Source organism: Stutzerimonas kunmingensis (assembly GCF_021432085.1).
Taxonomy (GTDB): Bacteria; Pseudomonadota; Gammaproteobacteria; order Pseudomonadales; family Pseudomonadaceae; genus Stutzerimonas.
Genome location: NZ_CP090366.1, coordinates 3104525 through 3122889, shown reverse-complemented (window position 1 = coordinate 3122889; position 18365 = coordinate 3104525). Strand labels below are relative to the sequence as shown.

Genomic DNA, 18365 nt, shown 5'->3' with positions numbered 1-18365 from the left:
CGATAGCAAGTAGTGCATTTCATGCTGGTAGATTCCCACTGTCACCTTGACCGACTCGACCTGACCGCACATGACGGTTCACTGGATGCCGCGTTGGACGCTGCGCGCTCGCGCGGTGTCGGGCATTTCCTCTGCATCGGCGTTAGCGCCGACAACGCAGCGGCGGTCAGATCGCTGTCCGAGCGCTATGCCGACGTGGATTGCTCGATCGGTGTTCATCCTCTGGATCTCGAGCCGACGAGCCAGCCGGTGCTGGACTGGTTGCTTGGCGAGCTCCAGCACCCGCATGTGGTTGCCATTGGTGAAACCGGTCTGGATTACCACTACGAGCCCGAAGCTGCGCAGATGCAGCAGCAGTCCTTCCGGCTGCATCTTGAAGCAGCCAGGCTGACCGGCAAACCGGTCATCGTGCACACCCGAGCTGCCCGCGCCGATACGCTGGATCTGCTGCGTGAGGCGGCGCTGCCGCAGGCAGGTGTATTGCATTGCTTTACCGAGGACTGGGACATGGCCAAGGCTGCGCTTGATCTCGGTTTCTATATCTCGCTGTCGGGGATCGTCACGTTCCGCAATGCCGATGCGCTGCGCGATGTGGCCCGCAGAGTGCCGGCTGATCGCTTGCTGGTCGAAACCGATTCGCCGTATCTGGCGCCGGTTCCCCACCGTGGCAAAGCCAACCTGCCGCAGTATGTGCGGGAGGTCGCCGAGTTTGTTGCGGAGTTGCGTGGCGTTCCGCTCGAGGCGCTGGCTGAGCAAACCACTGCCAACTTCAAGACACTGTTCCCGCTGGCCAGGGTGCGCAGCTGACGTCGCCGTCGCGCAGGATTGATGCGTTCCAGCACGTCCGGTGCGCTGCCATCTTTCTCGCCGACACGAGCGGCGCTTTTCTTGCCCTGAAGATCCACAAGGTGGCGTATGACCGCTGAAACGCTGCACACTGGACCGCTCCAGCGCGGTCTGAAGAATCGCCATATCCAGCTGATCGCCCTGGGCGGAGCGATTGGAACGGGACTGTTCCTGGGCTCGGCCGGAGTTCTGAGAAGTGCCGGCCCGTCGATGATCCTGGGTTATGCGATCGGTGGCTTCATCGCTTTTCTGATCATGCGCCAGCTGGGGGAGATGATTGTCGAGGAGCCGGTCGCAGGGTCGTTCAGCCATTTCGCACACAAATATGGCGGCGGTTATGCGGGGTTCCTTTCCGGCTGGAACTACTGGGTGCTGTACGTCCTGGTGGGCATGGCCGAGCTGACGGCGGTCGGCAAGTACGTGCAGTTCTGGTGGCCTGATATTCCCGCCTGGGCCACAGCCGCTGCGTTCTTCGTGCTGATCAATCTGATCAATCTCAGCAACGTCAAGGCTTTCGGTGAGGCCGAGTTCTGGTTTGCCATCGTCAAGGTCGCCGCCATCGTCGGCATGATCCTGCTCGGGCTTTTCCTGCTGGTCAGTGGCGAGGGGGGCGAGCAGGCAAGCATCAGCAACCTGTGGACGCACGGTGGCTTCTTCCCCAACGGCTTCAGCGGCATGCTGCTGGCGCTGGCGATCATCATGTTCTCCTTCGGTGGACTGGAACTGGTCGGCATCACGGCGGCAGAAGCGGCGGAGCCAAAAACCGTGATTCCCAAGGCGATCAATCAGGTCGTCTATCGCATTCTGATCTTCTACATAGGCGCGCTGACGGTGCTGCTGGCGCTGTATCCCTGGGACGCGCTGTTGCAGACGCTGGGCTCCGCGGGCGACCCCTACAGCGGCAGCCCCTTCGTGCAGATATTTTCGCTGATCGGCAGCGATACGGCGGCGCATCTGCTGAACTTCGTCGTGCTGACGGCTGCGCTTTCGGTCTACAACAGCGGCGTGTATTGCAACAGCCGCATGCTGTACGGCCTGGCAGAGCAGGGCGATGCGCCGCGCAGCCTGATGAAGATCAATGCCCGGGGTGTCCCGGTGCTAGCGGTGGGCGTGTCGGCCCTGGTAACCCTGCTCTGCGTGGCGGTGAACTACCTGTTTCCGCAGGGCGCGCTCGAACTGCTGATGTCCCTTGCGGTGGCTGCGCTGGTAATCAACTGGGCGATGATCAGCCTTGCGCACCTGAAATTTCGTCGCGCCATGCAGCGCCAGGGCGTTGAGCCGAGCTTCAAGGCGTTCTGGTTCCCGCTGAGCAATTACCTGTGCCTGGCCTTCGTCAGCGGGATCCTGGTCATCATGCTGTGGCTACCCGGCATCCGCATGTCGGTGTTCGCGATTCCGGTCTGGGTCGGGTTTCTCTGGCTGTGCTACCGGCTGCGGACTCGTTTGCTGGCGCAGCCCCAGACCTGAGAGCAAAAAAAACCCGGTTTCCTGAGAAGCCGGGCCAAGACCATTAGGAGTATGAAATCGCAATCCTAGCGACCTCATCTGGCTGGGCAGTGGGGGGATTGCCCGGCCAGTTACTCAAGTATTAACGCTGCTCCGCGGGTTTGCCGGCGGATTTCCCTGGTTTTTAAACGCATTTGGAATACAAGTCTCGCTGGCTGATCGCCTTCAGTGCGCAGCCAGATCATGCAAAAGGCCTAGCGTTTCGTCTATGACGTGCTCCGGCGTGTAGAAATGTGGCGAGAAGCGAATGCCGCCGCCGCGTTGTGCACACACCACCTGTTCAGTCTTGAGTCGCTCGAACAGAGCGGCATTGGGCCAGCCGTCGAGGCGGAACGTGACGATGCCGGAGCGTCTCTCCGCTTGGCCTGGCGAGAGGGTTTCTACTCCTTTCAGCTTGCTGATCCCGTGAGTCAGCCATTCGATTCGCTCGTCCAGCGATCTGGCGACTTGCTCCATCCCCACTTCCTCCAGCAGCGACAGGCTGGCTTCGAGTGCCATTGCTCCCAGCATGTTCGGGCTGCCGCACTCGAACCGCCTGGCACTGCGTGCGGGCTCCCAGTCGCTACGGTCGTAGTCGCCGGCGTGCTCCAGCATGTGCCAGCCGTACTCGTGCAGTTTCAGTTGCTCGCGTAGGTCGTTGCGACAATAGAAAACACCGAGTCCTTCCGGGCCGAGCATCCACTTGTGACCATCCGCCATGGCGAAGGCGCAACGGTTCTGCTGGACATCGAAGGGCAGGGCGCCCAATTGCTGGATTGCATCGATGCACAGAAGCACGCCGCGTTGCTCGCAGCCTTCGCCCAGGCGCGGAAGATCCAACCGCATGCCGCTCGCATATTGCACGGCGCTGATCGACATCAGGCGTACCCGAGGACCACACGCTGCAAGGAGGTCAGCCTCGGGATCGACACCCTTGAGACTGACCTGAATGACTTCCACGCCGAGTGGCCGCAATGCCTCCCAGACCACCCGATTGGACGGAAACTCCTCGTCGCTGATCACGATCTGATCACCGCTTTTCCAGTCCAGCCCGAAGGCGACGAATGAGAGCGCTTCGGAGGTGTTCTTGACCAGCGCCACATCGGCACTGCTCGGCGCGTTGAGCAGTCGCGTCAGGCGTTGGCGCAGGCTGCGTTCCACCGTGAGCCATTCGGGGTAGTCGCGCGCGCCCAGGGTTGCATTCTGCTCGGCAAAGGCGCTCACGGCCCGAGCGGCCCGCCTGGGCCAGGGAGCGACGGCGGCATGGTTCAGATATCGCAAACCGACTATTTGCGGGAATTCGTCATTTATTTGAATCATGGTTGGATGCCCCGTGCATTTCATGACCGGTTAGGCATAATGGCTGCCTCGTTTTTCACCTCAAGCAGCCTTCCTATGCAGAATGAACCTCGTAAGGTCCGCGAATTTCGTCGCCGCGAACAGGAAATCCTCGATACCGCGTTGCAGCTTTTTCTCGACCAGGGAGAGGACAGCGTTACTGTCGAGATGATTGCCGATGCGGTCGGTATCGGCAAAGGCACGATCTACAAGCACTTCAAGTCCAAGGCCGAAATCTACCTGCGGCTGATGCTGGACTACGAGCGCGACCTGAACCAGATCCTCCACTCTCCCGACCTGGACCGCGACAAGGAAGCGCTTTCGCGCGCCTACTTCGAGTTCCGCATGCGCGACCCGCAGCGCTATCGGCTGTTCGACCGCCTCGAGGAGAAAGTGGTCAAGGGCCATCAGGTGCCGGAAATGGTCGAGCAGCTGCACAGCATCCGCGCCTCCAACTTCGAACATCTGACCCAGTTGATCAAAGGCCGTATTGCCGAAGGCAAGCTGGAAGACGTGCCGCCGTATTTCCACTATTGCGCCGCCTGGGCGCTGGTGCACGGTGCGGTGGCGCTGTACCACTCGCCGTTCTGGAGCAACGTGCTGGAAGATCAGGACGGCTTCTTCCAGTTCCTTATGGATATCGGCGTACGCATGGGCAACAAGCGCAAGCGTGACTGAATTGGCGGCAGCGTGAAGATCGAACAGGCGTGGACGCAATGAACGCGAGCGAGTTTCCCATCCGCTACATCGAGCCGGTATTTCGGCCACCCAGCGAGGCGCATTCGCTGATCCTGCCGGTGACCAATGGCTGCTCCTGGAACAGCTGTACCTTCTGTGAGATGTATACCGCGCCGCAGAAGAAGTTTCGTGCTCGCGATGAGGCGGAGGTGCTCGACGAGATCCGTCGTTGCGGCGAGCAGTTGATCGTGCAACGCGTATTCCTCGCCGACGGTGACGCCTTGGTGTTGCCGACCCACCGGCTGTTGAGAATCCTTGAACAGATCCGCCAGTGCCTGCCCGAAGTTCAACGTGTCTCGAGCTATTGCCTGCCACGCAACCTGCGCAAGAAGTCGGTTGCCGAGCTGCAGGAACTGGCGGATGCGGGGCTCGGCATGGCCTATGTCGGCGCCGAGTCCGGCGACGATGAGGTGCTGGCGCTGGTCAACAAGGGGGAGACCTACGAATCGACGCTCAGCGCGCTGGATAAGCTGGGGGCGGCGGGCATCGCACGCTCGGTGATGATTCTCAACGGGCTTGGCGGTCGCCAACTGAGTCGCCAGCACGCACGCAATTCGGCGCGGCTGATGAATGCAGCGCAGCCCGAGTTTCTGTCTACGCTGGTGGTCAGTTTTCCGCAGGGTGAAGCGCGTTTTCGGCAAACCTTCGAGGATTTCGAGCCGCTGGTGCCGGCCGATCTGTTTCGCGAGCTAGAGTGGTTGCTCGAGGATCTGCAGCTGACCGATACGGTTTTTCGCAGCGATCACGCGTCCAATTATCTGGTGCTCAAGGGCATTTTGGGTGTCGATAAACCGGGCCTGCTGCGTCGGGTACGTGAGGCCATCGAAGACCCGCGTAACGCTCCGTTGCGTCAGGAGTGGCAGCGAGGGCTCTAGCCGCCTCGTTCGAGCGGGGAGTCGAGAGCATCCAGCTGAACCGGCTCGCCTCGGTGCTGGAAGTGGCGTGGATGCTGCATTGGCTGTCGAATCGTCGGTTTTTCGTCGCCGGCCCTATGAGGTGAGTTCCATGCGATTTCTGTTACTGGCAGTGCCTGGCTTGCTTGCATTGCTCATGCTTTCTGGCTGCATGAAGGTCAGCGACCTGGCGGAGGGTACCCGTTATCACCTTCGCGATGCCGGAATTCTGGATCACAGCGAGACCCGTCGTTCCAACTCCTGGCGCCTGCAGCCGGACTCATTCATCTATATCGCGCAGGGACATTTCGTGCCGCCCGGAGACGCATACCCGCGGCCGAACGTCGTGGCCGAAGAGGCCTTCAGCGGGTTTGTCGAGTACTTCCCAATGGTTCGTCGAGCCCGTGGCCCGCTCGGGCTTGAGGAGGCAATGGCCGAAGCGTCGGCAATGGGCGCGCATTATCTGCTGTATCTGCGGTTTGCCGCGGCTGATGATCGCATCGGCAGTTTCGACGAGCTGAACGATCAGCGCGCACTGGATCGCCTTGGTGTCGATTCCGGCGTGGTGCAGTTGATGCTGGTGGAGACCGGAACTCGCTATCTGGTCGATACCGCTCGCATTCGTAATCGTGGCGGCGTGCTCGGCATCTACGATGCAAAGCCGGAGCAACTCTTGCGTCCGCCACTGCAGGACTATGCTCGTCGGTTGTTGGGCCTGTCACGTTGAGCGATGTGGCAGTATCGGGAACAGGCGATTACCTCATTCAATCGAGGAGGACCGAATGACCGATACAGGCAAGGCTGGGGATCTGCTGGCGCAGCTGTCCGCTGGCGGGAAGAAGAAAGGGTTGCCGCCGGTGCATCTGTGGAACCCTCCGTTCTGTGGCGATCTGGACATGCGCATCGCGCGCGACGGGACTTGGCACTATCAGGGTTCGCCGATCGGGCGGCCGGCAATGGTGCGTTTGTTTTCCACGGTGATTCGCCGCGACGGCGACGACTACTTCCTGGTGACACCGGTAGAGAAGGTCGGTATCCAGGTCGAAGATGCGCCTTTCGTTGCGGTCCGGCTGGAAGTCAGTGGCGAGGGTGAGACGCAAAGCCTGTGCTTTATCACCAATGTCGAGGACGAGGTCGAGGCTGGTGAAGAGCACCCTTTGCGCGTTGTCACCGACCCGCAAACGCAGGAGCCGGCGCCATATGTGCATGTGCGTGCCAACCTCGAGGCACTGATCCATCGCAATGTGTTTTATGAGCTTGTGGAGCTGGCGGTGCCCGGCAAGGTAGATGGCAAGGATTACCTCGGTGTGTGGAGTGGCGGGACGTTCTTCCCGATTGGCGCCGCTGAGTAGTGCGCCGGCTGTTTCGTTACCCATGATCGAAAAAGGCTCCCGAGGGAGCCTTTTTTGCTGGTCTTACATGTTGGGGTAGTTCGGCCCGCCGGTACCTTCGGGCGCGACCCAGGTGATGTTCTGCGCCGGGTCCTTGATATCGCAGGTCTTGCAGTGCACGCAGTTCTGCGCGTTGATCTGGAAGCGCTTGCTGCCATCGTCGTTGCTCACGACCTCGTAAACGCCGGCCGGGCAGTAACGCTGTGCCGGCTCGTCGTACATCGGCAGGTTCTTTTCGATCGGAATGCTCGGGTCGGTCAGTTTCAAGTGAACCGGCTGCTCTTCCTCGTGGTTGGTATTGGAGAGGAATACCGAGGAGAGCTTGTCGAAGCTCAGCTTGCCGTCCGGCTTGGGGTAGTCGATTTTCTTCGACTCTGAAGCCGTCTTGAGGCAGGCGTAGTCCGGCTTGGTGTCGTGCAGGGTGAAGGGGATCTTGCCACCGAAGATGTTCTGATCGATGAAGTTGAACGCGCCACCCTTGATTGCGCCCCACTTGTGAATGGCAGCGCCGAAGTTGCGGCTCTTGTATAGCTCGTCGTACAGCCAGCTGGACTTGAAGCCCTCTTCGTACGCGGTCAGCTCGTCGCCACCTTCGCGTCCGGCCAGCAGTGCGTCCGCAGCGGCTTCGGCAGCCAGCATGCCGGACTTCATCGCCGTGTGGCTGCCTTTGATCTTGGCGAAGTTAAGGGTGCCGGCGTCGCAGCCGATCAGTGCACCACCGTTGAATACCATCTTCGGCAGGCAGTTGATGCCGCCCTTGGCGATCGCACGTGCGCCATAGGAAACGCGCTTGCCGCCTTCCAGATACTGCTTGATCACTGGATGGTGCTTGTAGCGCTGGAATTCGTCGAACGGCGACAGATACGGGTTGCTGTACGACAGGTCGACGATCAGGCCGACGACCACCTGATTGTTTTCCAGGTGATAAAGGAAGGAACCGCCAGTGTTTTCGTCGTTCAACGGCCAGCCCGCGGTGTGCACGACCAGACCCTGCTCATGCTTGGCCGGGTCGATGTCCCACAGTTCCTTGATGCCGATGGCGTAGTGCTGCGGGTCGACGTTGGCGTTGAGCTGGAAGCGGCTGATCAGCTGCTTGCCGATGTGGCCACGGCAGCCTTCGGCGAACAGCGTGTACTTGGCACGCAGCTCCATGCCTGGCGTGTACATGCCTTCTTTCGGGTTGCCTTCGCGATCGACGCCCAGATCACCGGTGACGATACCGCGCACGACGCCGTTCTCGTCGATCAGCGCTTCCTGAGCGGCGAAGCCTGGGTAGATCTCGACACCCAGGTTCTCGGCCTGCTGGGCCAGCCAGCGGCACAGGTTGCCGAGGGAAATGATGTAGTTGCCTTCGTTGTGCATGGTCTTGGGGACCAGTGCATTGGGCAGCTTGCTGGCGGCTTCGGCGGTCTTGAGCAGGTAGATATCGTCACGCTTGACCGGCGTGTTGAGCGGGGCGCCGAGCTCTTTCCAGTCAGGGAACAGCTCATTCAGTGCGCGCGGCTCGAAGACTGCGCCGGATAGAATATGGGCGCCTACTTCGGAGCCTTTCTCAACGACGCATACACTGATTTCCTGACCAGCGTCGGCGGCTTTCTGCTTCAGGCGGCAGGCTGCGGATAGGCCTGCAGGGCCGGCGCCGACGATGACAACGTCGAATTCCATGTATTCGCGTTCCATTGGGCTTTCTCCTACTCAGGGCTTGGTTGTTATATAAGTGGTGGAGGGCTGTGATCGGTCCCTGACCGAGCCGGGCCGGCGCATTATATATAGACGCTCGAATCGGTCCAATACAAACGTTTGTTTGAATTTTCTGGAAGCCTGTTAGAATCGCCCGAACCGCGTCGTTATGACGGGTCATATGCGTTGTTGACCCCGTCCGCGGCCTGCGGTCAAGATACGGACGGTTTGCACTCGCCGAACAGGGCAGCGGCTATCAAAACCCAAGCCACGAGCAAGGCTCGGTTCGCCTCGGCGGAATTCTATTCACCGGAGAGTAACGAGGAATCCATGAAGGTTCTTGTAGCTGTCAAACGAGTGGTCGATTACAACGTCAAGGTTCGCGTCAAGGCGGACAATTCGGGCGTTGACCTCGCCAACGTCAAGATGTCGATGAACCCCTTCTGCGAAATTGCCGTGGAAGAAGCCGTACGCCTGAAAGAGAAGGGCGTGGCGAGCGAAATCGTCGTCGTCTCCATCGGTCCGACCGCTGCCCAGGAGCAGCTGCGCACCGCGCTGGCGCTGGGCGCCGACCGCGCCGTGCTGGTCGAGTCCAACGACGAACTGAACTCCCTGGCGGTCGCCAAGCTGCTCAAGGCAGTGGTCGACAAGGAGCAGCCGCAGCTGGTCATCCTCGGCAAGCAGGCGATCGACAGCGACAACAACCAGACCGGGCAGATGCTCGGCGCGCTGACCGGCTATGCCCAGGGCACTTTCGCCTCCAAGGTGGAAGTGGCTGGCGACAAGGTCAACGTGACCCGCGAAATCGACGGCGGCCTGCAGACCGTCGCGCTCAGCCTGCCGGCGATCGTCACCACCGACCTGCGTCTGAACGAGCCGCGCTACGCGTCGCTGCCGAACATCATGAAGGCTAAGAAAAAGCCGCTGGAAACGCTGACTCCGGATGCACTGGGTGTCACCACCACGTCGACCGTGAAGACCCTGAAAGTCGAAGCGCCGGCTGCCCGCAGCGCCGGTATCAAGGTCAAGTCCGTGGCTGAACTGGTCGAGAAACTGAAGAACGAGGCGAAGGTAATCTAAATGACTATCCTGGTTATCGCTGAACACAATAATGCCGTCCTCGCGGCCGCTACTCTGAACACCGTTGCCGCCGCCAAGGCCATCGGTGGCGACATCCACGTACTGGTAGCCGGCAGCGGCTGCGGTGCCATCGGTGAAGCAGCCGTGCAGATCGAAGGCGTGGCCAAGGTACTGGTCGCTGACGACGCGGCTTACGCCAATCAGCTGCCGGAAAACGTCGCGCCGCTGATCGCCGACCTGGCGAAGAACTACAGCCACGTGCTGGCTGCAGCGACCACCAACGGCAAGAACTTCCTGCCGCGCGTTGCTGCTCAACTGGATGTCGATCAGATCTCCGAGATCATCGCCGTGGAAAGCGCCGATACCTTCAAGCGCCCGATCTATGCCGGTAACGCCATCGCTACCGTGCAGTCCAGCGCTGCCATCAAGGTCATCACCGTGCGTGCCACCGGCTTCGATGCCGTGAATGCCACCGGCGGTTCGGCTGCGGTCGAGCAGGTCTCAGGCGCTGGCGATGCCGGCAAGTCGACTTTCGTTGGCGAAGAGCTGGCCAAGTCGGATCGTCCCGAGCTGACCGCTGCCAAGATCGTTGTTTCCGGCGGTCGTGGCATGCAAAACGGCGAGAACTTCAAGCACCTGTACTCGCTGGCCGACAAGCTTGGCGCGGCTGTTGGTGCCTCCCGTGCCGCTGTCGATGCCGGCTTCGTGCCCAACGACATGCAGGTCGGACAGACCGGCAAGATCGTTGCACCGCAGCTGTACATCGCGGTGGGTATCTCCGGCGCCATCCAGCACCTGGCGGGTATGAAGGACTCCAAGGTGATCGTCGCGATCAACAAGGACGAGGAAGCCCCGATCTTCCAGGTTGCCGACTACGGCCTGGTTGGCGATCTGTTCGAGATCGTGCCGGAGCTGGAAAAGCTCGTCTGAAGCTGATCGCTGTTGAAGAAACCCGCTCATGTAGCGGGTTTTTTCATGGGCGATGGGCGGGTTCGCCGGTGTACCATCGGCGAACTTCGATCAGCATCAGTTAACTCGCGCAATAAGGGGATCTTCATGCGTTTCGCTTTTCCGTTGAAATTGGCCATGGTCGCGCTGGTGTTGGCAACGCCATTCACGGCAGCGGCAGCGGGGAAGTGCGACCGTCTGGTGGCGACTGGCGCAGCGGACAACCCTCCCTTTCTCTGGCGCGATCCGCAGAACCCGAAGCGTCTGATCGGGGCCAATGCGGACCTGCTCGGGCAGATCGCCGACTCGCTCGATCTGAAACTGGACCTGCTTTACACCGGTGACCGAACCAAAGCGCTCGAAGAGGTGCGCAGTGGTCGGGTCGACGTACTGGCCGATGCGACACTGACGGTGCAGCGACTCGAAGAACTGGATTTCGTCCACCCGGCCATCCTGCAATTGCAGACCGTCGCCTGGGTACGCAATGAGCCCGGCTTCTTCTATGCCAGTCGTGAAGATCTGGGAGGCCACGCCGGCTTGATCGCTGGCACCAGCCGCTTCGGTAGCGAGTTCGACGCCTTCGCGAAAAAATACCTGCAATTGCAGCCGGTCGCCGACCTCGCTCAGGGGCTGAAGCGGATCGTGGCGGGCAATGGCGACTACTTGCTGCATGAGAGGTACAGTGCAGTCGCGGCGGCTGATGCATTGGGGCTGCTGGACAAGGTGCAGCGTCTCGAGCCTCCAGTGGTAGGCCGGGATATGCACCTGGCCATTTCGCACGACTCGGCTTGCAATGATCCCTGGCTGCGCGGACAACTGGCGCGGAAGATGACAGAATTGCGCGCCGCCGGTGTGCCTGAGCAACTGGTGGCGCACAACCTGACCGTCTGGAAGAACCAGCAGTCAGAGCGGGCAAAGGCTTCGAAAAAGTAGGACTCGCCGTGTTGAAAAGACTTTTCGCCAGCCCATTTCTGGTCCTGGTTTTCCTGACTGGCTGTGCCAGTGATCCCGCCCCGACAGAACAACTGCGCCTGAGCTCGCAGGCCGTGGCGCAGGCACGCTCCGTAGGCGCAACCGATGCGTACGAGGAGCTTGTGCTGGCCGAAAGCAAGTTGAGCAAGGCCCAGGAGGCACTCGAGGCAGGCGATAATCGCAAAGCCCGGCTGCTGGGCGAGCAAGCGGAGCTGGATGCTCGTCTGGCGGAGAGCAGGGTTCTGAAGGACAAGCGCGAGGCGCAGATCGACGATCTGAATCGTCGCATTCAGCGGCTACGGCAGTTGCTGGGGGAGGCCAGGTGAGAAGGGGATTTGCGATAGCCCTGGCTGGGCTGATACTGGCTGGTTGCTCGACGTCGCAGACCGAGCTCGAATTGAAACGCGCATCTGCCGCGCTGCAACGCATTCAGGCGGACAGCATGGTCCAGCGCAGCGCGCCAAAGGATATTCAGCGTGCGCTCGAAACGCAGCAACGTGCCGAGCGTTTCAACCAGTACTGGGGGGGCGCCGCCGACGCCCGGCATTACGCATACCTGAGTCAGCGCTACAGCGAAATCGCCGCGCAGCAGGGTGAGCTGCTGCAGCATCAGGAACAGGTCGCACGCCTGGAGATGGAGCGCGACCGGCTGCGGCGCATGCTGCAGGACGCCAGGTTGATGACCGCCGAGCAACAGGGTCGCTGGCTGGAAGACCAGATGATGAGCCTGGCTGCCAGCGAAACCGATCGCGGCATGGTCATGACGCTGGGCGACGTGCTGTTTCGTGCCGGCAGTGCCGACCTCAGCCACACGGCCAATCGCACCTTGCTCAAGCTGGTGCATTTCCTCCAGCTCAATCCGCAGCGCAAGATTCGCATCGAGGGATACAGCGACAGCCGCGGCGATGCCCAGGAGAATCTCGCGCTGTCACAGGCGCGGGCGCAAACGGTGGCGGATCTGCTGATCAATCTTGGCGTCGCTGCCGAGCGGGTAGAGGTGCGCGGCTATGGTGAGCGCTTTCCGTTGGCCGAGAACGCCTCGGCACGCGGTCGCGCGCAGAACCGTCGCGTTGAGATCCTATTCTCCGACGCGGAAGGCAATCTCGGTCCCGACCGTTAGTCGCGCGGCCATCTGAGCAGACTGTTTCGCCTAGACGTGACCTAACTGTATTGGTCTGGGTCTCCAGCAGTGCGCTACTGTTACGGTTCAGTTGGCAGGAGACCGGCGAGATGACCAATCTGTTGCTCTATCAGCGCATTGCCCAGCAGCTTGCCGAAGATATTCGGCGCGGCGTATATCGCCCCGGCGAGCGCGTGCCGTCGGTACGCAAGATGAGCCGACAGCTGAGTGTCAGCCACGCCACGGTGTTGCAGGCGTACGCCAATCTCGAAGATCAGGGCATGATCCGTGCGCGCCCGCAGTCCGGCTTCTACGTCCACCAGACGCCCGTACTCACTGCGCCGACTCCGGATATTGCCCAGGTCGAGCGGCCGAAACTGGTCACCCGCAGCAGCATCATCAATCAGGTGCTCAGCGAGTCGCGCCGCGAGGGGCTGATTCCGCTGGGGGCGGCCGTGCCGCATGTGGATTACCTGCCGGTGCGGGCGTTGCACCAGCAGCTGGCCAAGGTCACGCGGTTTCACAGCCCGCGGGCGTTCAGCTACATGTTCAGCCCGGGCTACGAGCCGCTGCGCCGCCAGGTGGCGATTCGCATGCGCGATGCCGGTGTGGTGGTGGATTCGAGCGAGATCGTCATCACCCACGGCTGCGTTGACGCGCTGCAGATGTCACTGCGGGTTCTGACCAAGCCGGGCGATCTCATCGCCGCCGAGTCGCCGACCTATTACGGCTTGCTGCAACTGGCCGATCTGCTCGGTCTGAAGGTCATCGAGATACCCAGCGACCCGGATACCGGAATGAGCCTTGAGGCGCTGCAGCTTGCGGCAGGGCAGTGGCCGATCAAGGCGCTGGTGCTGACCGCGCGCCTGAGCAATCCGCTGGGCGTGAGCATGCCTGACCACCGCCAGAAGCAGCTGCTGAGCCTGGCGGCGCGTTTCGACATCCAGATCGTCGAGGACGATATCTATGGCGAACTGATGTTCGACCAGGGCCAGTACAAGGCGCTCAAGTCCAATGATCGGGACGGACGTGTCATCTACTGTTCCAGCTTTTCCAAGACGCTTTCGCCGGGGGTGCGGATCGGTTGGGTCATCGCCGGGCGCCATCAGGCCGAGATCGAGCGCCTGCAGACCTTCAGCACCCATTCGGCGTGCAGCGTCACTCAGATGGGTGTGGCGGCTTATCTGGAGAACGGGGGTTACGATCGACACCTGCGTGCCATCCGCCAGGAGTACCGCAAGAATCTCAGCGCGTTTCAGCTGGCGGTACAGCGCTACTTCCCGGAAGGCACACAGATGACGCGCCCCAAGGGCAACTTCATCCTCTGGGTCAGCCTGCCGGTGCGGGTCAATACCCAGGACCTGCACGTCAGGGCGCTGGAGCGGGGGATCAGCATCGCGCCGGGACTGATCTTCAGCAACACTGAACAATTCAACCACTGCATTCGTCTCAACTGTGGGCTGCCCTGGAATAACGAGACCGAGCGGGCGCTGCGGACACTCGGGCAGCTGGCTTCGGAACTGTGCCGGGATGCCCAGTAGCGCCCCAAACCTGCCGCTGTAAGGAGCGATCAGATGCGAAGGCCGCTGTTGTTATTGCTGTCGTTGGCCTTGCTGGGCGGGTGCGGGGACGACGAATCGACCTCATCGCGTGCGCACGCGCCGGTCGAGCAGCCCTCGGAACCGGAGAATATCGTCGAGCAGGAAGAGGTGCCGCCTGATCTCGATATTGAGCTGGCGCCAATCGAAGAAACCTCCGATGCCGAGCCGCCGGAAGTGGAGATCAGCCTGCCCGAACCCGTTCCCGAGGACGAGGCACCTGCCCCGGCGCCGCAGCCATCGACGGCCAAGCGCTCCACGCCGCCGCCAGCGAAGGTCGAACTGCCCGAGCCGGAACTCGATCTGCGCTTGCCCGAGGAACTGGTCGAGGAGCTGGCGCCAGGGCCGGGTGATGAATCGATGCGGCTGTTACCGCCGCTTTTCGAGGGTGGCGGGCCGTCGCGATCGATGCAGATCGGCGGCCGGCTGATTTCCGGCGAGGCAGAAGACGAGGAGCTCATCGAGGGCGCGGAGATTCGCCTCGAATTCAAGCGCTGAGGTGCATGCGTTCCGGCCCTGCGCTTTAGTCCCTGGCTGGCAGCTGCGATAGCAGCCGCTGCAGTTCGTCGGCCGACATCGGGTGGCTCATGTGGAAGCCTTGCACCTCGGTGCAGCCGTCGTCTTTCAGCAGCCGCAGCTGTTCCTCGGTTTCCACGCCCTCGGCCGTCACGCGCATCTGCAGGCCGCGGCCCAGTTCGATCAAGGCGCGTACGATCGAATGATCTTCCATCGACTGCCCGATACCGGCTACGAAGCTGTTGTCGATCTTTATCACATCGAAGGGGTAGTGGCGCAGGCTGGTGAGCGACGAGTAGCCCGTGCCGAAGTCATCCACGGCCAGGTGCACGCCGAGCGCCTTGACCCGCTTGAGCTGGTCCAGCGTGCCCTGCGTTTCCCGTAGCAGTGCACTCTCGGTAACCTCCAGTTCCAGCCGCTCCCCTGGCAGGCCGTTCTCGCCGAGCGCATGGGCTATCTCATCGAGCAGCCGATCATCATGCAGCTGCAATGGCGAGAGGTTGACCGAGACGACCGTATCGCCTGGCCAGCGGGTCGCCTGGCTGCAGGCCTGATGCAGCACCCAGCGCCCGAGCGGAATGATCAGCCCGGTTTCTTCGGCCAGTGGAATGAACTGCTCCGGCAGTAGCAGCCCACGCTCGGGGTGATTCCAGCGCACCAGTGCCTCGGCGCCGATGATTTGCATGCCCTGGCTCAGGTAGCGCGGCTGGTAGTACACCTCCAGCTGCTGCTCGGCAAGCGCGACGCGCAGTTCCTCTTCCCGCTGGAGCCGCTCGTGCAGCCGCTGATCCATCTCCCGGCCATAGGCACGCCAGGTTCCCCGGCCTGCTTCCTTTGCCTGGTAGAGCGCAATGTCGGCGCAACGCAGCAGTTCGTTGGCCTGGTTGGCATCGTCGGGCGCCAGGGCGACGCCGATGCTGGCGCCGATATTGATCTGCTGGTCTTCGTAGACAAAGGGCGCGCTGAGGGCCTCGATGATGCGGTTGCAGAGACGGTCGATATCGGTGTCTTCGCTCATCCGGTGGGAGCGCGACGACGAACTCGTCACCGCCCAGCCGCGCCACGAGGTCGCCGTCGCGGGTGTGTTGGCGCAGGCGGGATGCCACGCCGATCAGTACTTCGTCGCCAGCGGCGTGACCGAGGGTGTCATTCACCGGTTTGAAGCGGTCCAGGTCGATGTAGAGCAGTGTCAGTGCCGAGCCGCTACGAAGCGTCGCCAGATTCTGATCCAGGTAGTCGCGCAGCCGGCTGCGGTTGGGCAGGCCGGTCAGGGCATCGTGCTGAGAGAGGTACTGAACGCGAGCTTGCGCCTTGGTTTCCTCGGTGATGTCGCTGGCGGTGCCGCGATAGCCGACCAGCTTGTCGTCCTGATGGATGGCGCGGGCAGCCAGCCGGCAGAAACGCTCGCAGCCATCGGCGGCACGATAGCAGCTGCGCAGTGGTGCGACCTGTGGTGCCTGGAGCCAGTTCTGCAGCGCGGCACTGTCGCTGATCAACAGTTCCAGCAACGGGCGGCCCAGCCACTGGCTGGATTCGTGTCCGGTGATCTGCCGAAAGCGATTGGAAAGGAAGGTCAGCCGAGCTTGCGCGTCGGTTTCCCAGATCCAGTCGGAAGCGGCCTCGGCGACATCGCGAAACCGCTCCTCGCTTTCCGCCAGCGCGCTGCGACTGGCGGCCAGCCTTGCATAGCTGATGTCGAGCAAGTGCAGGCTGCGCAAGGCATGGCGAATGAGCAGCCAGGCGAGCAGCCCCAGCCCCAGGGCCACGGCCGCGAGGATTGGCAGGGTAACCCACAGCAGCAGGCGCCCCGGCTGCGCCGGCGTCCAGGTGAGCTGGATGGTTGAGCCATTCTCCAGAGGCCGCTCGATGCGCGGATCATCGGTTGGCGTTGAGTCTGGAGCCAGGCGCAGATGCTCGATCGCATACTGCTCACCGATCTCCGCCAGCCGCTCGGCGTCCAGCAGGTCGACGAACAACAGAATCGACGCCGGCCCTTCGTCCTCGTCGATATCCGTACCACCGGTGGTCAGCGCGGCTGCGGCGACCAGCGCCGGCTGACCGTCAGCCCAGAGCAGGGCGGAGACGCCCGATTCCTCCTCGACAGCTTCCCGGGCCCGCGCCAGCAGTTGCGGTAAACCGTGGAGAAACTCGAAACCGTCGATTGTCTGGAGTTCGCCGCGAACTACGGAATAGGCCGTATCGCCTGCCGGAGAGATGACCAGCACCACCTCGTAGTCGAAGTCCGTGTACAAGGATGGGCCGAGATTGGCCTGGGTATAAGCCCAGTCGAGGTCGACCTGCCTGTTGAGATGCATGTAGGCATCGCCCCAGAACGCATAGTCGACGATGGAGCGGTTCATCCAGTCGTGCTGTGCCTGCAGCGCCTTTCCTACGAGGAAGTGGCTTTGCTGCAGTGCATCCTGATCGATTCTCCGGGCAATGTGGATGAGTGCGGCAGCGGCCACAATGAGGGCGATGACCAGTAGGGCGACCATGCCAGGAAGAATGCGGCGAGCGAAAATCGAGCTGGCCTTCGGTTTTACCGGGCCATCGTCGGGAAGGAGAGTTTGCATGAGGGGAGTCCTGCCAGCACTGCATTGGATCGCGGCAATGGCGGCATGGTGCCACTACTGCTCGGCAAAATCATCGTAAATTGCGCGGACCACTGGCTCGAGCGACTGTGCTCTTCGACTTTTAGCGGTCGCGGGAGTCTTGTGCGTCCGCCTCGGCATTGCGTTCAGCGATGCGTTTTTTCTGTTCTTCGGTCAGGGGAATCTTCTTTGCCGTCGAGCGCAGCATCAGCAGGCTACCGACGATCGAGCCCAGCGCGACGAGCAGAATAAGCCAGAAATACCAGGGCATGTTTTTCCTCCGGGCGGTTGGGCGGCAGTGACGAGCCGCACTCTACGTGGCTGCGTCAGGGTGGTCACTATCGGCGTTGCGATAGCTATTCTGACCCCGCAGGGAGCCTTTCGTCGCGCGTGGTGTTTTCTGCGACAATGCGCGCCGACTTTTCCGAGGACGTGTCATGACCTGCCAGACTCCGATTATCGTAGCGCTCGATTTCCCCTCCCGCGATGCTGCTTTGGCATTGGCGCGCCAGCTCGATCCGCGGCTTTGCCGGGTCAAGGTCGGCAAGGAGCTGTTCACGCGTTGCGGTCCGGCGGTGGTCGAGGCATTGCAGGGAATGGGCTTCGAGGTGTTCCTGGACCTCAAGTTTCACGATATTCCCAACACCACCGCGATGGCGGTGAAGGCCGCTGCCGAGCTGGGCGTGTGGATGGTCAACGTGCACTGCTCCGGCGGTCTGCGGATGATGGCGGCCTGCCGTGACACGCTTTCTGGTATGGCCGGACCCACGCCGCTGCTGATTGGTGTCACCGTGCTGACCAGCATGGAGCAGGACGATCTCGCTGGCATCGGTCTGGATATCGCACCGCAGGAGCAGGTGCTGCGGCTGGCCGGGCTGGCTGCGCAGGCTGGGCTGGATGGACTGGTCTGTTCGGCGCAGGAGGCAGTGCCGCTCAAGGCGCAGTTCCCGGCGCTACAGCTGGTCACACCGGGTATTCGTCCGGCCGGCAGTGCGCAGGACGATCAGCGCCGCATCCTGACTCCGGCCCAGGCCATGGCTGCAGGCTCCGATTATCTGGTGATCGGCCGGCCGATCGCGCAGGCAGCCGATCCGGCGCAAGCGCTGGCAGCCGTGGTGGCCGAGCTGGCATGACGAAAAAAGGCTGGGCCTCACGGATCAGCTTTTTTC

General features: G+C 61.8%; 17 protein-coding genes and 1 pseudogene. 14 read left to right on the top strand and 4 right to left on the bottom strand.

Annotation, left to right across the window (positions count from 1 at the left end; translation table 11 throughout):
* Positions 1 to 21 precede the first annotated feature (21 nt).
* The gene (locus LW136_RS14695; protein ID WP_090521254.1) at positions 22 to 807 is read left to right on the top strand and encodes a TatD family hydrolase; all 786 of its coding nucleotides are present in this window, start codon (positions 22 to 24) and stop codon (positions 805 to 807) included.
* Between the two features lie 108 nt (positions 808 to 915).
* A complete protein-coding gene (locus LW136_RS14690; protein WP_090521251.1) occupies positions 916 to 2313 on the top strand; it encodes an amino acid permease in 1398 nt (465 codons plus the stop codon).
* A gap of 204 nt (positions 2314 to 2517) precedes the next feature.
* Here the strand turns inward: LW136_RS14690 and LW136_RS14685 are convergent, their stop codons facing one another.
* Positions 2518 to 3651: an aminotransferase class V-fold PLP-dependent enzyme gene (locus LW136_RS14685; protein ID WP_234173166.1), complete on the bottom strand. Its 1134-nt coding sequence runs from the start codon at positions 3649 to 3651 to the stop codon at positions 2518 to 2520.
* A 75-nt stretch (positions 3652 to 3726) separates the two neighbouring features.
* On the opposite strand from LW136_RS14685, the gene LW136_RS14680 reads away from it, so the two are divergent.
* From LW136_RS14680 to LW136_RS14665, 4 genes are all read left to right on the top strand, one after another.
* Positions 3727 to 4347 (top strand): TetR/AcrR family transcriptional regulator, encoded by a 621-nt coding sequence (locus LW136_RS14680; protein WP_234173165.1) that lies wholly within the window; start codon positions 3727 to 3729, stop codon positions 4345 to 4347.
* Between the two features lie 38 nt (positions 4348 to 4385).
* Positions 4386 to 5282, top strand: coding sequence for a radical SAM protein (locus tag LW136_RS14675; protein ID WP_234175269.1), 897 nt, complete (start codon positions 4386 to 4388; stop codon positions 5280 to 5282).
* A 130-nt stretch (positions 5283 to 5412) separates the two neighbouring features.
* Positions 5413 to 6027: a DUF4823 domain-containing protein gene (locus LW136_RS14670; RefSeq protein WP_234173164.1), complete on the top strand. Its 615-nt coding sequence runs from the start codon at positions 5413 to 5415 to the stop codon at positions 6025 to 6027.
* 55 nt (positions 6028 to 6082) lie between these two features.
* Positions 6083 to 6652 (top strand): DUF1285 domain-containing protein, encoded by a 570-nt coding sequence (locus LW136_RS14665; RefSeq protein ID WP_234173163.1) that lies wholly within the window; start codon positions 6083 to 6085, stop codon positions 6650 to 6652.
* Between the two features lie 63 nt (positions 6653 to 6715).
* Here the strand turns inward: LW136_RS14665 and LW136_RS14660 are convergent, their stop codons facing one another.
* Entirely contained in the window at positions 6716 to 8371 is a 1656-nt protein-coding gene (locus tag LW136_RS14660) for an electron transfer flavoprotein-ubiquinone oxidoreductase (protein ID WP_234173162.1), read from the bottom strand.
* Between the two features lie 330 nt (positions 8372 to 8701).
* On the opposite strand from LW136_RS14660, the gene LW136_RS14655 reads away from it, so the two are divergent.
* The 7 genes from LW136_RS14655 to LW136_RS14625 all read left to right on the top strand — a co-directional run bounded on the left by LW136_RS14655 (position 8702) and on the right by LW136_RS14625 (position 14587).
* Positions 8702 to 9451, top strand: a complete 750-nt coding sequence (locus LW136_RS14655; RefSeq protein WP_041014470.1) for an electron transfer flavoprotein subunit beta/FixA family protein — start codon at positions 8702 to 8704, stop codon at positions 9449 to 9451.
* Positions 9452 to 10381, top strand: a complete 930-nt coding sequence (locus LW136_RS14650) for an electron transfer flavoprotein subunit alpha/FixB family protein (protein ID WP_234173161.1) — start codon at positions 9452 to 9454, stop codon at positions 10379 to 10381.
* 126 nt (positions 10382 to 10507) lie between these two features.
* Entirely contained in the window at positions 10508 to 11332 is an 825-nt protein-coding gene (locus tag LW136_RS14645) for a substrate-binding periplasmic protein (RefSeq protein WP_234173160.1), read from the top strand.
* An 8-nt stretch (positions 11333 to 11340) separates the two neighbouring features.
* Positions 11341 to 11697, top strand: a complete 357-nt coding sequence (locus LW136_RS14640; RefSeq protein WP_042922615.1) for a DUF4398 domain-containing protein — start codon at positions 11341 to 11343, stop codon at positions 11695 to 11697.
* A complete protein-coding gene (locus tag LW136_RS14635; protein WP_234173159.1) occupies positions 11694 to 12491 on the top strand; it encodes an OmpA family protein in 798 nt (265 codons plus the stop codon). Before LW136_RS14640 ends, LW136_RS14635 begins: the two co-directional genes overlap by 4 nt.
* A gap of 110 nt (positions 12492 to 12601) precedes the next feature.
* The gene (locus LW136_RS14630) at positions 12602 to 14032 is read left to right on the top strand and encodes an aminotransferase-like domain-containing protein (RefSeq protein WP_014820876.1); all 1431 of its coding nucleotides are present in this window, start codon (positions 12602 to 12604) and stop codon (positions 14030 to 14032) included.
* A 33-nt stretch (positions 14033 to 14065) separates the two neighbouring features.
* Positions 14066 to 14587: a superantigen-like protein SSL4 gene (locus tag LW136_RS14625; RefSeq protein WP_041014466.1), complete on the top strand. Its 522-nt coding sequence runs from the start codon at positions 14066 to 14068 to the stop codon at positions 14585 to 14587.
* A gap of 25 nt (positions 14588 to 14612) precedes the next feature.
* Here the strand turns inward: LW136_RS14625 and LW136_RS22785 are convergent.
* Positions 14613 to 17178: pseudogene (locus LW136_RS22785) on the bottom strand (bifunctional diguanylate cyclase/phosphodiesterase).
* Positions 17179 to 17299: 121 nt separating this feature from the next.
* Positions 17300 to 17467 carry a DUF2897 family protein gene (locus LW136_RS14610; RefSeq protein WP_082041320.1) on the bottom strand — a complete coding sequence of 56 codons (168 nt, stop codon included), beginning with the start codon at positions 17465 to 17467 and terminating at the stop codon, positions 17300 to 17302.
* 166 nt (positions 17468 to 17633) lie between these two features.
* On the opposite strand from LW136_RS14610, the gene pyrF reads away from it, so the two are divergent.
* Complete coding sequence (gene pyrF / locus LW136_RS14605) at positions 17634 to 18329, top strand: orotidine-5'-phosphate decarboxylase (RefSeq protein WP_041014464.1); 696 nt, start codon at positions 17634 to 17636, stop codon at positions 18327 to 18329.
* Positions 18330 to 18365 lie beyond the last annotated feature (36 nt).

Bases quoted from the DNA above. Each gene is read 5' to 3' on its own strand.
- LW136_RS14670 (WP_234173164.1), top strand. From the start codon at position 5,413: ATGCGATTTCTGTTACTGGCAGTGCCTGGCTTGCTTGCATTGCTCATG.
- LW136_RS14625 (WP_041014466.1), top strand. From the start codon at position 14,066: ATGCGAAGGCCGCTGTTGTTATTGCTGTCGTTGGCCTTGCTGGGCGGG.
- LW136_RS14660 (WP_234173162.1), bottom strand. From the start codon at position 8,371: ATGGAACGCGAATACATGGAATTCGACGTTGTCATCGTCGGCGCCGGC.
- LW136_RS14675 (WP_234175269.1), top strand. From the start codon at position 4,386: ATGAACGCGAGCGAGTTTCCCATCCGCTACATCGAGCCGGTATTTCGG.
- LW136_RS14665 (WP_234173163.1), top strand. From the start codon at position 6,083: ATGACCGATACAGGCAAGGCTGGGGATCTGCTGGCGCAGCTGTCCGCT.
- LW136_RS14685 (WP_234173166.1), bottom strand. From the start codon at position 3,651: ATGATTCAAATAAATGACGAATTCCCGCAAATAGTCGGTTTGCGATAT.
- LW136_RS14610 (WP_082041320.1), bottom strand. From the start codon at position 17,467: ATGCCCTGGTATTTCTGGCTTATTCTGCTCGTCGCGCTGGGCTCGATC.
- pyrF (WP_041014464.1), top strand. From the start codon at position 17,634: ATGACCTGCCAGACTCCGATTATCGTAGCGCTCGATTTCCCCTCCCGC.
- LW136_RS14630 (WP_014820876.1), top strand. From the start codon at position 12,602: ATGACCAATCTGTTGCTCTATCAGCGCATTGCCCAGCAGCTTGCCGAA.
- LW136_RS14680 (WP_234173165.1), top strand. From the start codon at position 3,727: ATGCAGAATGAACCTCGTAAGGTCCGCGAATTTCGTCGCCGCGAACAG.
- LW136_RS14690 (WP_090521251.1), top strand. From the start codon at position 916: ATGACCGCTGAAACGCTGCACACTGGACCGCTCCAGCGCGGTCTGAAG.
- LW136_RS14645 (WP_234173160.1), top strand. From the start codon at position 10,508: ATGCGTTTCGCTTTTCCGTTGAAATTGGCCATGGTCGCGCTGGTGTTG.
- LW136_RS14695 (WP_090521254.1), top strand. From the start codon at position 22: ATGCTGGTAGATTCCCACTGTCACCTTGACCGACTCGACCTGACCGCA.
- LW136_RS14655 (WP_041014470.1), top strand. From the start codon at position 8,702: ATGAAGGTTCTTGTAGCTGTCAAACGAGTGGTCGATTACAACGTCAAG.
- LW136_RS14650 (WP_234173161.1), top strand. From the start codon at position 9,452: ATGACTATCCTGGTTATCGCTGAACACAATAATGCCGTCCTCGCGGCC.